The 16,240-nt window shown below is 47.4% G+C and carries 13 protein-coding genes; all 13 read left to right on the top strand.

All coding sequences use genetic code 11. The features are described from left to right. Positions 1-35 precede the first annotated feature (35 nt). The 13 genes from prfA (at position 36) to G5B12_RS08520 (ending at position 15,838) form a co-directional block, all read left to right on the top strand. The gene (gene prfA / locus G5B12_RS08580; RefSeq protein WP_021976368.1) at positions 36-1,112 is read left to right on the top strand and encodes a peptide chain release factor 1; all 1,077 of its coding nucleotides are present in this window, start codon (positions 36-38) and stop codon (positions 1,110-1,112) included. 57 nt (positions 1,113-1,169) lie between these two features. Further along, positions 1,170-2,087 carry a nucleotidyltransferase family protein gene (locus G5B12_RS08575; RefSeq protein WP_118061878.1) on the top strand — a complete coding sequence of 306 codons (918 nt, stop codon included), beginning with the start codon at positions 1,170-1,172 and terminating at the stop codon, positions 2,085-2,087. A gap of 14 nt (positions 2,088-2,101) precedes the next feature. Continuing rightward, on the top strand, positions 2,102-3,448 hold the full coding sequence (glmM, locus tag G5B12_RS08570) for a phosphoglucosamine mutase (protein ID WP_118061879.1): 1,347 nt from the start codon (positions 2,102-2,104) through the stop codon (positions 3,446-3,448). Positions 3,449-3,456: 8 nt separating this feature from the next. Next, positions 3,457-4,515 carry a tetratricopeptide repeat protein gene (locus G5B12_RS08565; RefSeq protein ID WP_021976371.1) on the top strand — a complete coding sequence of 353 codons (1,059 nt, stop codon included), beginning with the start codon at positions 3,457-3,459 and terminating at the stop codon, positions 4,513-4,515. A gap of 1 nt (position 4,516) precedes the next feature. Continuing rightward, positions 4,517-5,752, top strand: a complete 1,236-nt coding sequence (gene hflX, locus G5B12_RS08560; RefSeq protein ID WP_174088056.1) for a GTPase HflX — start codon at positions 4,517-4,519, stop codon at positions 5,750-5,752. A 216-nt stretch (positions 5,753-5,968) separates the two neighbouring features. Continuing rightward, positions 5,969-8,341: a ribonucleoside triphosphate reductase gene (locus tag G5B12_RS08555; RefSeq protein WP_118061881.1), complete on the top strand. Its 2,373-nt coding sequence runs from the start codon at positions 5,969-5,971 to the stop codon at positions 8,339-8,341. Positions 8,342-9,391: 1,050 nt separating this feature from the next. Further along, a complete protein-coding gene (locus G5B12_RS08550) occupies positions 9,392-9,832 on the top strand; it encodes an ACT domain-containing protein (RefSeq protein ID WP_021976916.1) in 441 nt (146 codons plus the stop codon). 21 nt (positions 9,833-9,853) lie between these two features. After that, positions 9,854-10,525 (top strand): response regulator transcription factor, encoded by a 672-nt coding sequence (locus G5B12_RS08545; RefSeq protein ID WP_174088055.1) that lies wholly within the window; start codon positions 9,854-9,856, stop codon positions 10,523-10,525. Positions 10,526-10,532: 7 nt separating this feature from the next. Continuing rightward, positions 10,533-11,549: a sensor histidine kinase gene (locus tag G5B12_RS08540; RefSeq protein WP_174088054.1), complete on the top strand. Its 1,017-nt coding sequence runs from the start codon at positions 10,533-10,535 to the stop codon at positions 11,547-11,549. A gap of 294 nt (positions 11,550-11,843) precedes the next feature. Further along, on the top strand, positions 11,844-12,611 hold the full coding sequence (locus G5B12_RS08535) for an ABC transporter ATP-binding protein (protein WP_021976913.1): 768 nt from the start codon (positions 11,844-11,846) through the stop codon (positions 12,609-12,611). Next, positions 12,604-14,625: an FtsX-like permease family protein gene (locus G5B12_RS08530; RefSeq protein WP_174088053.1), complete on the top strand. Its 2,022-nt coding sequence runs from the start codon at positions 12,604-12,606 to the stop codon at positions 14,623-14,625. Before G5B12_RS08535 ends, G5B12_RS08530 begins: the two co-directional genes overlap by 8 nt. Positions 14,626-14,814: 189 nt before the next feature. Continuing rightward, complete coding sequence (locus tag G5B12_RS08525; protein WP_021976911.1) at positions 14,815-15,534, top strand: AzlC family ABC transporter permease; 720 nt, start codon at positions 14,815-14,817, stop codon at positions 15,532-15,534. Then, the gene (locus tag G5B12_RS08520) at positions 15,524-15,838 is read left to right on the top strand and encodes an AzlD domain-containing protein (RefSeq protein ID WP_021976910.1); all 315 of its coding nucleotides are present in this window, start codon (positions 15,524-15,526) and stop codon (positions 15,836-15,838) included. The genes G5B12_RS08525 and G5B12_RS08520 overlap by 11 nt, the downstream gene beginning before the upstream one ends. The last annotated feature ends 402 nt before the right edge of the window (positions 15,839-16,240 follow it).

Here is a 16,240-nt window from a genome sequence, read left to right as displayed (position 1 = left end):
TGTGATTCACAGGTATCAGAAACAGGAGGAAATACATGTTTGATAAACTGGATGATCTGCTGGTACGTTTTGAAGAGCTTCTCAATGAGCTGGGAGAACCGGGAGTAACCGATGATCCGGCGCATTTTCAGAAGCTGATGAAAGAGCAGAGCGACCTGCAGCCGATCGTTGACGCATATAAAGAATACAAGAAAAACAAAGAGACCATCGAGGACAGTCTTTCCATGCTGGAGAGCGAGAAGGACGAAGAGATGCGTGAGATGCTGAAAGAGGAGCTTTCCGACGCAAGAAAGAGAGTGGAGGAGCTGGAGCATGAGCTGAAGATCCTTCTTCTTCCGAAAGACCCTAATGACAGCAAGAACGTTATCGTTGAGATCCGTGGAGGTGCAGGCGGTGATGAGGCGGCTCTCTTTGCGGCAGAGATCTATCGTATGTATGTGAAATATGCAGAGTCCCGTCGCTGGAAAACCGAGATGCTCAGCCTTAATGAGAACGGTATCGGCGGCTTCAAGGAAGTTACTTTCATGATCAAAGGTGAGGGTGCGTATTCCAGACTGAAATACGAAAGCGGTGTACACCGCGTACAGCGAGTACCGGAGACAGAATCCGGCGGAAGAATTCATACTTCCACCTGTACTGTGGCCATCATGCCTGAAGCAGAAGAGATTGATTTCCATCTGGATCTCAATGAATGTAAATTCGATGTGTTCCGTGCTTCCGGAAACGGTGGTCAGTGTGTCAATACTACAGACTCCGCGGTACGTCTTACCCATATCCCTACAGGAATCGTAATTTCCTGCCAGGATGAAAAATCTCAGCTCAAAAACAAGGACAAGGCACTTCGCGTGCTCCGTTCCCGTCTGTATGAGATGGAACTTGCCAAGCAGCATGACGCTGAGGCAGAGGCAAGAAGAAGCCAGATCGGTACCGGTGACCGTTCCGAGAAGATCCGTACCTACAACTTCCCGCAGGGACGTGTGACGGACCACAGGATCAAACTGACCCTTCATCGCCTTGAGAATATCCTTAACGGAGATCTGGATGAGATCATCGACAGCCTGATCGCGGCAGACCAGGCAGTGAAGCTGACCAAGCTCAATGAACAGGAGTAATCGTTAATTACAGAGATAGAGTTCAAAAAACTATAATAAATCAGGAGGAAACGAAACATGAAAAAGACAGCACTGGTAATCATGGCAGCCGGAATTGGCAGCCGTTTTGGAAAAGGAATCAAGCAGCTTGCACCGGTAGGACCGAAGGGTGAGATCATTATGGACTATTCTATCCATGATGCACTGGAGGCAGGATTCAACAAGGTTGTATTTATTATCCGTAAAGACCTTGAGGATGAGTTCAAAAGAGTGATCGGAGACCGTATCTCCAAGATTACAGAGGTTGCTTATGCATTCCAGGAGATCGATGATCTTCCGGGAGATTTCCGGAAACCGGCAGACCGTACCAAGCCATGGGGAACCGGACATGCCGTACTGGCAGCAAAGAAAGTCCTTTCCGAGCCATTCGCTGTTATCAATGCAGATGACTACTATGGAAAAGAGGCCTACGTAAAAGTTCACGACTATCTGGTACAGGATCATCCGCAGGATGGCCCGATGCACATCTGCATGGCAGGTTTCCGCCTTGGAAATACATTAAGCGACAACGGAAGCGTTACAAGAGGTGTGTGCCATATTGAGGACGGCAAGCTTGTCGGCGTTACAGAGACACATAACATCTTCAAGACAGCAGACGGCGCAGAGACAAGAAATGACGATGGTACAGCAGAAGCGCTGGATACCAAGAGCCTTGTTTCCATGAATATGTGGGGACTGACACCGGAATTTATGGAAATCCTTGAGAAAGGTTTCATTGAGTTCCTTGGTGGGATCAAAGAGGGAGACATCAAGAAAGAGTATCTTCTTCCAGAGCTTATCGACCAGCTGATCCATTCCGGGAAAGCAGCAGTTGACGTTCTTGAGACAAAGGACGAGTGGTTTGGTGTTACTTATCAGGAAGATAAGGCATCTGTACAGGCTGCATTCAAAAAACTTACAGATGACGGCGTTTATCCGGAAGGACTGTATCAGTAATAAAGGAGAGCATTATGGGTAAATATTTCGGAACAGATGGTTTTCGTGGTGAAGCAAATGTAAAACTTACAGCAGATCATGCATTTCGTGTGGGACGTTATCTTGGCTGGTATTACGGCAGAGATCACAAGGCGAAGATCGTGATCGGCAAGGATACAAGAAGAAGCAGTTACATGTTTGAGTATGCTCTTGCGGCAGGACTTACCGCATCCGGAGCAGATGCTTATCTGCTTCATGTAACCACAACTCCAAGTGTGTCCTATGTAGTACGTACAGAAGATTTTGACTGCGGTATCATGATTTCCGCAAGCCATAATCCGTTTAACGATAATGGAATCAAAGTCCTCAATGAGAACGGACAGAAGATTTCCGCAGATATTGAAGCACGTATCGAGGCTTATCTGGATGGAGAGATCGAAGAACTTCCGCTGGCAACCGGAGAAGATATCGGCTGTACGGTTGATTTTGCATCTGGAAGAAACCGTTATATCGGACATCTGATCTCTATTCCATGCCACGATTTCAAGAATATCAAGGTGGGACTGGACTGCTCCAACGGAAGTTCATCTGCCATTGCCAAGAGTGTTTTTGACGCACTCCGTGCAAAAACTTATGTGATCAATAATGAGCCGAACGGAACGAATATTAACCGTGGATGTGGCTCCACACATATTGAAGTTCTGAGACAGTTTGTGATCGACAAAGGTCTGGATATCGGTTTTGCTTATGATGGCGATGCAGACCGCTGTATTGCTGTAGACCACCGCGGAAATATCATTGACGGTGACAAGATCATGTATGTCTGCGGCAAATATTTAAGAGAAAAAGGACAGCTGAACGGAAATACGGTTGTAACAACTGTTATGTCAAACCTTGGTCTTTACAAATCTCTGGAGCGGGAAGGCATCGACTACGAGCAGACTGCAGTTGGTGACAAATACGTTGCCGAGAACATGATGGAAAACAATTACAGTATCGGCGGTGAGCAGTCCGGACATATTATCTTCAGCCGTTATTCTGCTACCGGTGACGGAATCCTTACTTCTCTTATGATCATGGAGGCATGCGTGGATCAGAAAGCCACACTTTGCGACCTTGCCAAGGAGATGAAGGTTTATCCGCAGCTTCTCCGCAATGTGCGTGTTTCCGATAAGAAAACCGCCCTGGAGAACGAGAAGGTAAAAGCAGCCATTGAGGCCGCAGCGGAGGCACTTGGCGATGATGGCCGTATCCTGGTACGTGAAAGCGGTACAGAGCCGTTGATCCGTGTTATGGTAGAGGCGGGAACGGATGAACTCTGCCACCAGTATGTAGACAGTGTTGTTGATGTAATGGAAGCCGAAGGGCTTGTTGTAGAATAAGGAATTCCATGAAAAATACAAAGACCGTATTGATTCTTGCAGCCGTTACAGGAGCTTTGCTTCTGGGCGGCTGCGGCAGTGAAAAAACAAAAACATATGAGCAGGCGGGTAAAGATCTTTCTCAGGGAAGCTACAAGTATGCCCTGGAGGAGTACCAGAGTTCTATCCAGAACGGGGTAAAACTGGCACAGTCCTACCGTGGGGCGGGGATTGCAAGCCTGCGTCTTGGCAAATATGAGGATGCGGTGAATAATTTTACAGAGGCATTGGGCTGTGACCGGGTAAGTAAAAGCCTGCGCAGGGATATTTTGTCTTACCGTGCCACCGCAGAGCTGAAAGCTGGAAATTATGAGGACGCCATGGCAGACTGCCAGACATTAGGAGAAGATTTTTCCATGGATGCCAGCAGTTATTTCCTTACCGGAAAAGTTGCCCTTGCCATGGATTCCTACGAGGAAGCGGCATCGAACTTTAAGCAGGCCTATGGAGAGGACTCCACCTATGATATGGCGATCCAGATCTATGAAGCGTATCTGGATAAAGATATGGAAGCAGACGGAACCAGATATCTGGAGGCTGCCCTTTCTTCTGAGGCCAAGGACGCGCAGGATCACTGTGACAGAGGCCGCGTTTACTATTATATGGAAGATTACAGCAATGCAAAAAAAGAGCTCCTGGAAGCAACCAAGAAGGATAATACGGAAGCTCTTCTTCTCCTGGGAATGGTATATCTGGCTCAGGATGATGTGGAAAATGCCCAGGCAATGTATAAACAGTATATTTCCGCAGTGGGAGATTCCGCCAAGGGATATAACGGCCTGGCACTGTGTGATATCCGGAATGGGGATTATGATTCTGCTCTTGATAACATTACAAAAGGTCTCCCGACTGCTACCACAGACGAGATGCAGAGCCTTCTGTTCAACGAGATCGTAGCCTATGAGAAAAAACTGGATTTTGCCACCGCACTGACCAAGGCACAGGAATATGTTGATATGTTCCCGGAAGATTCCGCTGCCAAAAAAGAGCTGGCTTTCCTGAAAACCAGAACGTCTTCGGAGGGCTGATATGGAATATTTTGAGGAAATACAGGACCGGGTCATCCTGATCGGGGTTCAGGCAAATCTGGGGGATGACATGGAGGAATCCCTGGATGAACTTGGGGAGCTTGCGGCTACAGCAGGTGCGGCCGTTGCTGGCAGGATCATCCAGAACCGTGAGGCAGTACATCCTGGTACCTATATCGGAAAAGGCAAGATCGAGGAGGTAAAAGGTCTTCTCTATGCTTTGAATGCCAATGGTGTGATCTGTGACGATGAGCTTTCTCCTGCACAGATGAACAATCTGGAGCGGGAACTGGAATGCAAGGTTATGGACCGTACCTTGCTGATTCTTGACATTTTTGCGAAGCGTGCCGTGACAAGCGAAGGTAAGATCCAGGTAGAGCTTGCACAGCTCCGTTACCGTTCTGCACGTCTTGTGGGACTTCGTTCTTCTCTCTCAAGGCTTGGAGGAGGAATCGGTACCAGAGGTCCCGGTGAGAAGAAACTGGAGACAGACCGCCGTCTGATCCGAAACCGGATCTCCGCACTGAAGCAGGAACTTTCCCAGGTGGAAAAGCACAGGGAACTGCTCCGTTCCAGAAGAGCGGCAGGAAATCTGAAGACTGCGGCTATTGTCGGCTACACCAATGCGGGAAAATCCACGCTTCTGAATACACTGACCGGTGCGTCGGTGCTTTCGGAGGATAAGCTTTTTGCCACGCTGGACCCGACCACACGTCTTCTGACACTGGATGACGGACAGCAGCTTCTTCTTACGGATACTGTAGGATTTATCCGGAAGCTTCCCCACAATTTGGTAGAAGCCTTCAAGAGTACCCTGGAAGAAGCCAAATATGCGGACTACATCATTCATGTGGTAGATGAGTCCAATCCCCAGGCGGAGATGCAGATGCATATCGTATATGAGACCCTGAAAGAGCTGGGCGCCCTTGGGAAAAAGACGATCACACTTTTTAACAAGCAGGACCGTGTTTCCGGGGAAAGTCTCCGGGATCTCCGTGCAGATCATACGCTGAAGATTTCCGCACGGACAGGAGAAGGACTTGAAGAATTTAAGGAACTGCTCTCTGAGATCCTTGCAGAAGGCCAGATTTATATGGAGCGGCTTTTTCCGTATTCGGAGGCCGGTCAGATCCAGCTGATCCGTGAGTATGGACAGCTTCTTTCGGAAGAGTATACAGAAGGCGGAATTGCTGTAAAAGCAAGGGTTCCGCGGGAAATCTATCCGAAAGTTACATAATGTTAAAAAAACTACTCAGTACCATATATAGTACCGTGAACAAAATGGACACTATATATGGTGCTTTTTGTGTTGACGCAAAGGAGTGTGTCTGATACAATAAGCCTACAGCGCTTTGAACATAGATCGTGAAACGGGGTATGTTCATGGGCAGGTAAGTGAGGCGGAATAAGAGAGTCCGCTTTATAAATACATGCATGAGGGAGGCATTTTCTTATGTTTCAGGTAGTAAAAAGAGACGGTGAATTAGACGAATTTAAAATGGGGAAGATCACCGCAGCCATTGATAAGGCGTTTGATGCCAAGGGCAAGAATTACAGTCCGGATATGATCGACCTTCTGGGACTTCGTGTTACTGCGGATTTTCAGAATAAGATCGAGAACAACCGGATCTCTGTGGAGGATATCCAGGACAGTGTGGAGAACGTACTGATCCAGGCAGGATATTCCGATGTTGCCAAGGCGTATATCCTTTATCGCAAGCAGCGTGAGAAGATCCGCAATATGAAATCTACCATCCTTGACTATAAAGAAATCGTAAACAGCTATGTAAAGGTTGAGGACTGGCGTGTAAAAGAGAACTCAACAGTAACCTATTCTGTAGGAGGACTGATCTTAAGCAACTCCGGAGCTGTTACTGCCAATTACTGGCTGTCTGAGATCTATGACAATGAGATCGCGGAGGCACACAGAAATGCGGATATCCATATCCACGATCTGTCCATGCTGACCGGATACTGTGCAGGATGGTCCCTGAAACAGCTGATCCGTGAGGGCCTTGGCGGAATCGAGGGTAAGATCACTTCCGCACCGGCCAAGCATTTAAGCGTGCTCTGTAACCAGATGGTAAATTTCCTGGGTATCATGCAGAATGAGTGGGCAGGCGCACAGGCATTTTCATCCTTTGATACCTATCTGGCTCCTTTTGTAAAGGTGGACAACCTTTCTTATCCGGAAGTGAAGAAATGTATTGAATCTTTTGTATATGGGGTGAACACACCGAGCCGCTGGGGAACCCAGGCACCGTTTTCCAATATTACACTGGACTGGACTGTTCCGGATGACCTTGCAGAACTTCCTGCCATCGTAGGCGGCAAGGATATGGACTTCAAGTATAAAGACTGCAAGAAAGAGATGGATATGGTCAATAAGGCATTTATCGAGACCATGATCGAGGGAGATGCCAACGGACGTGGATTCCAGTATCCGATCCCGACTTATTCCATCACAAAGGAATTTGACTGGTCCGATACCGAGAATAACAGACTTCTCTTTGAGATGACTTCCAAGTACGGTACTCCGTATTTTTCCAACTACATCAACAGTGATATGAAACCGAGCGACATCCGCAGCATGTGCTGCCGTCTCCGCCTGGATCTCCGTGAGCTCCGCAAAAAGAGCGGCGGTTTCTTCGGTTCCGGTGAGAGTACAGGTTCTGTAGGTGTTGTAACTATCAATATGCCACGTATCGCATATCTTTCCAGAACACCGAAGGAATTTTATCAGCGCCTGGATCACATGATGGATATCTCCGCGAGATCTCTTCACATCAAGAGAGATGTGATCAGCAGACTTCTGGATGAGGGACTGTATCCGTATACCAAGAGATATCTTGGAAGTTTTGAGAATCATTTTTCCACCATCGGTCTTGTGGGAATGAACGAAGCGGGCTTAAATGCATGCTGGCTGAAAAAAGACATGACAGATCCGGAGACCCAGAAGTTTACGAAAGAGGTTCTGGAGCATATGAGAAACCGTCTTTCTGACTATCAGGAGCAGTATCCGGGAGAGCTTTTCAATCTGGAGGCAACACCGGCGGAATCCACCGCATACCGCCTTGCCAAACACGACAGAAGCCGTTATCCGGATATCAAGACAGCAGGAAAAGAGGGCGATACTCCGTATTACACAAACAGCTCCCATCTGCCGGTTGATTATACCGCTGATATTTTTGACGCACTGGATATTCAGGATGATCTGCAGACTTTGTATACATCCGGAACTGTATTCCACGCATTCCTGGGAGAGAAACTTCCGGACTGGAAGGCAGCAGCGTCTCTGGTACGTAAGATCGCAGAGAATTATCGCCTGCCGTATTACACCATTTCTCCGACCTATTCCGTATGTCAGGAGCATGGCTACATCAGCGGAGAGCATTTCACCTGTCCGAAATGTGGAAAGAAGGCTGAAGTTTACAGCCGTATCACCGGCTACTACCGTCCGGTACAGAACTGGAATGATGGTAAGACACAGGAGTACAAGAACCGTACCCTCTATGATATTACCCACTCCCAGTTGAAAAAGGTACACACCAGCATGATGACCATGAAAGGCGACGAGGTTGAGATCCAGCCGGTGGCATCGCACAAATATCTCTTCACGACCAGCACCTGTCCAAACTGCCGTATGGCAAAGAAAATGCTGGAAGGTGAGGAACTGGAGATCATCGATGCCGAGCAGAATCCCGAACTTGTTAAGCAGTACGGGATCCGTCAGGCGCCTACACTTGTGATCACTGACGGAGCGCAGGTTAAGAAGTATGTGAATGCTTCTAATATACAGAAGTATGTGGATGAAGAACTGGATTGAGCTCTTTCAAAATAACTGCAAGTAAAAAATGTATAGCTGGACGCATGTCTGTTGGATGTGTGTCCGGCTTTTTTATATATTATTTTTGTTTTTTATGTTGGGGATTTTTGTTTTGGAAAAGGTGGTTGACATTTCTTATCAGGAGGGTATACTTATATTCAAAATTTAGTGATTAAAAGCGTTACGCTTTAATGTATGAATGCAAACGTATCGCTGTGATACAGCGGGGGAAATCCGGGAATTGTTTCCCGGCGGAAATTTGCGAGGGGGAAAGCGCTCGGAGTTGCGAAGCCCGCGTATTTCCCCCTCGCGCTCCCCCTTTCTGGGCACGCTTTTTTGGAGCGTACGTTGTGGTGTGTGTGACGTTTTTGGTGGGGCGATGGATTCGACAGTATCGAGGACGCCAGGCTGAGCCGATGGATGAGGGCGGACGGGAAAGCGGCCCGCGTAGCGGGCCTGTTCCCTGTGTTTTTGGTAGAAGAGTGTTTGTGAATATGATTAAGTGTGTCATTATAATGGGGGATATGATGTAATATGGATGCTTAAATTATGGGATATTGTATTAGTATTTGTCAGTAATGAGATAACAGTAGAACATCCACTCATATCGGCACAACCTACAACAACCAACACCGTAGAATACATCACCTCACCAGCAAAGCAACACATTCCACAGCGCAGAACAGCGGCGTGGCCGGGAGGGGGGGAGCGCGAGGAGGGGAGCATGGCCTTCGCAACTATGAATGCTTCCCCTCCTCGCAACTGCCGCATGCAAAATACTCCCGCCGGAAGGAGATATACCTGCCGCATGCGAAATGCTCCCGCCGGAAGGAGATATACCTGCCGCATGCGAAATGCTCCCGCCGGAAGGCGATATATCTGCCGCATGCAAAATACTCCCGCCGGAAAGGGAATCCACCGTATGTGGAAATGCTCCATCCCGGAAGGGAATCCGCCACATGCGAAATGCTCCACCCTGGGAAGGGATTCACTTCCCGCAAATTTCATGCTAAAATAAGAAAAGAATAAAAAGAAAAGAGGAAACACATCATGGTAAAACAGAACATCGTCTTCGTAGAAAACACCCCAGGGAGTCTTCAGAAAGTTACAAAGATTCTTGCAGAGAATCAGATCGACATCTACGGCTTCGGCTGCTTCGACGCACCGGAATTCGCAAACTTCCGTATGGTATGCGATGATCCGGAAAAAGCAGATCAGATCATGGCTGAAAACGGATACATGACCCGTATCACTCAGGCCATCCTGGTGGATCTTCAGGATGAGATCGGCGGCCTGGACAAACTTTTAAGTGTCATGGGCGACAGCAACGTAAACCTTCACTACATCTACACCTTCTTCCACAGAGGCCTGAAAGTCCCGGTAGCGATCATGCACTGTGAGGATCTTCTTGTTGCAGAGAGTGTTCTCCGTAACAATGGCTTCAAGGTTCTGAACCGCCTGGTAGATCCGGATGGAGCGGAAGAAGCGTAAACATAAAAAGGACGAACAGGAATGAAGTATCGTATTTTTATTGTAGAAGATGACGAAACAATCGCGAATCTTCTGAAAAAACATCTCAGTTCCTGGGGATATGAAGTTTTTCTGGCTGAGGATTTTTCCAATGTACTGCAGGAATTTGCGGGGAAAGATCCTCAGCTTGTTCTTCTGGATCTGAAACTTCCCTTTTATAACGGCTTCCACTGGTGTGAGGAAATCCGAAAAGTTTCCCAGGTGCCGGTGATCTTTATCTCCTCCGCAGCCGACAATATGAACATGGTCATGGCCATGAGCCGTGGAGCAGATGATTTTATCGCCAAGCCTTTTGACATGGATGTACTGGTAGCCAAGATTCAGGCAATCCTCCGCAGGACCTATTCCTTTGGAAATCCGGGAAATGTACTGGAACATAAAGGAGCAGTGCTCAACCTTTCCGGGGCTACGCTGACCTGGAACGGGATGGAGCTGGAACTGACCAGAAATGAACTGCGTATTCTGGAGTTGCTTTTTTCCCAGGCAGGCAGACCGGTATCCAGAGATGCCATTATGACCAAACTGTGGGAAAGTGACAGCTTTGTGGACGACAACACCCTGACTGTAAACATTACACGCCTTCGCAAAAAGCTGGAGGCAGCAGGCCTTGTGGATTTTATTATCACGCGAAAAGGTTTGGGCTACATGGTGTGAGGTTTTTATGGAATTATTACGCGTATATTTGAAACAGACAAAAATTTTTCTCATTGCCTTTGTTTTTGCGGTGGCTGCATCGGCAGCAGTGGTCTGCCTGTACCAGCTTCCCGCTGAGGCAGTGATCTATATGGCAGTTCTGTGGCTTGGAGCAGGAGCTGCCGCTTTTTTATATGGGTATGTCCGCTACCGGCAGAAGGCTCAGGCGCTCTGCCTGGTGGAAAAAGCTCCGGAGATCAATCTGGATCGTCTGGACGCGACCACCGATGAGGTGGAACTTCTTTACCGGGAGATCATCCGCAAGCTGGACGGCATGCGGATGGAGGTGGAGACAGACCGGCATCGTTCCCTGGAAGAGATGACGGATTACTATACCATGTGGGCACATCAGATTAAGACGCCGATCTTTGCCCTGCGTCTGCTGCTTCAGGAGGAACCGGAGCGGAACCGGGAATCCCTGGCACAGCTTTTTCGCATTGAACAGTATGTAGAGATGGTGCTGGGCTACCTTCGAACAGAAGACATGTCCGCAGACCTGAAGCTTGCCCGGTCTTCTCTGAATCGGATCATCCGGGAACAGATCCATAAATATGCAGGGATCTTTGTGGCAAAAAAGCTCTCATTGTCCTATGAGGGAACAGATGCGACCGTTCTCACCGATGAAAAATGGCTCGGTTTTGTTATCGGACAGATACTTTCCAATGCGCTGAAATATACAAGAACGGGCGGCATTGAAATCTGGCTGGAGGATGAGCGTGGAAACCGGACATCGAATACAGCACCGGCAATCCTTGTCATCGCAGACACCGGCATCGGAATCCAGGCAGAAGACCTTCCACGGATCTTCGAAAAAGGCTACACAGGAGTCAACGGCCGGGAGGACAACCGCGCCACCGGGATCGGACTGTATTTAAGCCGGAAGATCCTGAAAAAGCTGGGCCATGAGATCACTGTGGATTCCCAGGTGGATAAAGGTACGGAAGTCCGGCTGAGCCTGTGGAAAAAAGAGCTGGAGATGTATTGAAATTTTTTTGCAGAAGCCAACCTTACATAAATGTAAGCTTCCCCCACAAAATGTAAGCCACTTCGATGGCAGCCGCCGGAGAATTTTCTTATACTGAAAACATAATATAGCGACACAGGTAATTCCTGCATCGGATTCAGTCACTTATAGTATTTCCATAAATTCCTGCATCAAGTTCAGCACGTCATGCTCTGAACAACTTTCTTTTGATGCATTGATTCCTGGGACTGCTATAGAATGTGATGCACGAATTCCCTGGAACGCTGCAAACACAGATAAGAAAGGAATTGGCATATGGCATTACTGGAAGTAACAAATGTAAAAAAGATATACAGCACCCGCTTCGGCGGAAACAAAGTACAGGCACTTTCCAATGTGACTTTTTCAGTGGAAGAGGGAGAATATGTGGCGATCATGGGAGAGTCCGGTTCCGGAAAAACAACGCTTCTGAACATTCTGGCAGCCCTGGATCGCCCAACATCCGGTGAAGTACTTCTGGAAGGAAAAAGCATCACCCACCTGACAGAAAAAGAGATTTCCGCATTTCGTCGGAAAAACTTAGGCTTCGTATTCCAGGATTTTAACCTTCTGGACACCTTCAGTCTCCGGGATAACATCTATCTTCCCCTTGTGCTGGCAGGCGAAGATTATCAGGAGATGGAACAGAAGATCCGCCCCATTGCAAAAGCCCTTCACATTGACCAGCTTCTGGAAAAATTTCCCTACGAGGTTTCCGGCGGACAGAAACAGAGGGCGGCAGTTGCAAGAGCGCTGATCACAGATCCCAGGCTGATCCTTGCGGACGAACCAACCGGAGCGCTGGACTCCCGTGCGGCGTCCGATCTTCTTTCCATGTTCAATGAAGTGAATCAGGAAGGCCAGACCATTCTCATGGTAACCCACAGTGCACAGGCAGCCAGCCATGCATCCAGAGTTCTTTTTATCAAGGACGGACAGGTGTTCCACCAGATCTACCGTGGCACAAAAACGAGACAGGAAATGTACCAGATGATCGCAGATACCCTGACGATCCTTACGACAGGCGGTGAGAGCCATGCGTAGAGGACTGTTTGGAAAACTGGCAGTACAGAACATCCGCAACAACCGGAGCACCTATATTCCCTATATGCTTACCTGCATTTTCTGTATTGCCATGATGTATATGATGGAATTTCTGCGGGACTGTCCCACATTGGAGAAAGCAGTGCCCCAGGCATCAGAAGTGCGGCTGATCGTGGGAACCGGTGAAGTGGTTGTTGGAATTTTCTGTGTCATCTTTCTGATCTACAGCAACAGTTTTCTTATGAAACGGCGCCAGAAAGAGATTGGACTTTATAACATTCTGGGCCTGGAAAAAGGCCATATCGGAAAAGTGATGTTTCTGGAAACGATCATGACGTCTCTGCTTTCTCTGGCAGCAGGTATCGGGTTTGGAATCCTTGGAAGCAAGCTTTCGCTGCTTTTGCTTTTCCGTTTTCTTCATGTTCCGGCGGTATTGGGATTTTATGTTTCCATTACTGGAATCCTGTTTTGTATCGCAGGATTTGGAGGGATTTTTCTTGTGATTCTGGCACTGAATCTTACCAGAGTAAGAATGAATAATCCGGTAGAACTTCTGAAAGGCGGAAACACAGGAGAGAAGGAGCCCCGGGCAAAATGGCTCATGGCATTTCTGGGTGTGATCTGTCTTGGCGTGGGATATTATCTGGCAGTAACCACGGAATCTCCGATCCAGGCGATTTTTATTTTTCTTCTGGCGGTAATCCTGGTCATGGCAGGAACGTATCTTCTTTTTACAGCAGGAAGTATTGTGATTCTGAAACTGCTTCGAAAGAACAAAAAGTTCTACTATAAAACCAGCAACTTTATCAGTGTTTCCGGCATGATATACCGTATGAAACAGAATGCGGCAGGCCTGGCAAGTATCTGTATCTTAAGTACTGGCGTACTCTTGCTCCTTTCCATGACTGTGTCCCTGTATTTTGGAATGGGGGACATTATGGTGAACCGGTATCCTTTTGATACGGATGCCCAAATCTCCGGTATCAGCCAGGAACAGAGTGAACAGTTTAAGAAGGTTTTTGCACAGGCAATCGAAGATTATCAGGTGCCGGCAGAAAAAACAGTGACTGAAACGTATCTCGAGATCGGCTGCAAGCAGGGAAAAAACGGCATTATGATCGGACAGGCCTACAGTTACTCGGAAGATGGGAATTCCGTAGACCTGTATACAATCCGCCAGTCTGAGTATGAGAAACTTACCGGGGAAAAAACAGATCTCCACGATGGCGAGATCTTTGCCTGGTATCCGTCTGAAAGGGAAACAGACACATTAAAAATTGATGACTGGGATTTTGCAGTAAAGAAATGGCTGGAAAAAGCACCTTTAAGTGCGATGACCAATCTGGTTTCCAATATGGCGGCAATTGTTGTAACGGATTCGGACTTTGAGTATATTGACGGGCTCCGGACAAAGATGTACGAAGGACTTGATGCCTACGAGGCGGGAAAAGATCTCACAGTTCATCTTGGTGTAGATATCCGTGGCAGCAGTGAGGAAAAGATCCGGTATGGCCAGGCTGTTTATCAGGCGCTGAAAGATTACTGCCACAGTGATGGTTTTTCTGAGAATACCATCGTGATCGGTGGTGTCCGCCAGAGTGAGTATGAAACTTATTATGTGGATAATGGAAGTATCCTGTTTATTGGAATCTTTCTGGGAGCACTGTTCCTTATGGGAACGGCGATGATCATTTATTATAAACAGATCTCCGAAGGCTACGAAGATCAGGGAAGGTTCCAGATTATGCATAAAGTGGGCATGAGCCGCAGAGAGGTAAAAGGAGCCATCCGCAGACAGATCCTTCTGGTATTTTTTATCCCGCTTGTGATGGCGATGGTTCATATTTCCATGGCATTTCCGCTGATCCGCCGGCTTCTGCTGCTGTTTGGAATGGCCAATACAAAACTGTACGTGGGCTGTACGGCAGGAACGGTTCTGGCTTTTGCGCTGGTCTATGGACTGATCTACTCCATGACAGCCAGATCTTACTATAAAATCGTAGAAAAAGCATAAAATCAAAGAAAAAGCACAGGTGTGTTTGCTGTGAAGTATTGAAGTTTTGATATGTCAATGCTACAATGAAAGAGCGTGTCAGGAAGCGAAAAAAGTTTCCAGGCACGCTCTTATTTACGTGTGCAACCGGGTTCATGACAGGAGAGGATCTTATGTGCCTGGCTAACATACATACAATGGAGGAAATCGATGAAAAGAGAAAGTTTCAGAAAAGGTATGAAGGATGGCGTGCCCATTGGACTGGGATATTTCGCGGTGTCGTTCACCTTTGGCATGATGGCCGTTGCCGGAGGCTTAAGTATCTGGCAGGCAGTCCTGATCTCACTGACTAACCTGACATCGGCCGGTCAGTTTGCGGGACTGGACATTATTTTTGCGGGAGGTTCCATGTGGGAGATGGCAATGACTCAGCTGATCATCAACTTAAGATACTGCCTGATGTCTTTTTCCCTGTCCCAGAAATTCCGGCGTGAGGAATCCGGCATCCTGAAGTATATCGCCGCCTTTGGTATCACCGATGAGATCTTCGGGATCAGTGCGGCCCAGGAGGGAAAAGTCAGCGTATTTTACAATTATGGAGCCATGTGTGTGGCGATCCCCGGATGGACTCTGGGAACTCTGGTAGGCGGTATTTCCGGAAGCCTTCTTCCGGATTTTATGCTCAGTGCCTTAAGTGTTGCCATTTACGGAATGTTCCTGGCCATCATCATCCCGCCGTCCAAAAAGAGCAGACCGGTTCTTGGAGTGGTTGTGGCATCCATGGCAGTCAGCACCATTTTTGCGGTGACACCGGTATTAAAACAGGTATCATCCGGATTTATGATCATTATCACAACACTTCTGGTAGCAGGCCTGGCAGCTTATTTCTGTCCGGTGGAAGAGAAGGAGGAAGCATCTCATGAGTCATAATGTATATCTCTATATCCTGGTGATGGCAGCAGTCACCTATCTCATCCGTATGCTGCCCCTCGCTCTTGCAAAAAACGAGATCAAAAGCCCGTTTATCAAGTCCTTTCTGTACTATGTGCCATACGCCTGTCTTGCAGCCATGACCTTCCCGGCCATCCTGAAAGCCACAGACAGCATCATCTCCGGCGCCGCGGGATTCTTCGTAGCCCTTATTGCGGCATATAAAGAGAAAAGTTTAATCACAGTAGCGCTACTGGCGTGTGCGGCGGTGTTTATTGTGGAGCGGGTTCTGGTATTTATCTGAAAAATAAAATAAATAAACATTGTGTTCGGAAATAATTATGTGTATAATAAAAAATATAGATACAATATCCTGCTTCAGGAAAACAATTACACAGATATGGGATAAGTATCCGGGACACAACAATTAAGACAGATGAACTATAACCGGGAAAATCTTTTCTGAGGAAATGGCAGTATTTCTTACAGAGGGGGTTTTCCCTTTTTTATCCTCTTCTAGCAAGAAGACTCCAACATCTAAGGTGGGAGATGAATTGCGTCTGTTACCTACTTGATAGAGTATCCTAATCATAGTAGAGTATATTTAGTCAAATAATAAAAATTAAAATACAATAAATTTAAATAATAACACACATTTAGCATTCTTACTATACTATCATCTTGTGCTTGTGGTCGAGTATCGTAG

It is taken from the genome of Blautia sp. MSK.20.85, assembly GCF_013317245.1.
Taxonomy (GTDB): Bacteria; Bacillota; Clostridia; order Lachnospirales; family Lachnospiraceae; genus Blautia_A.
Note: the sequence above shows the minus strand (reverse complement) of the source record. Positions and strands in the feature narration are given on the sequence as shown.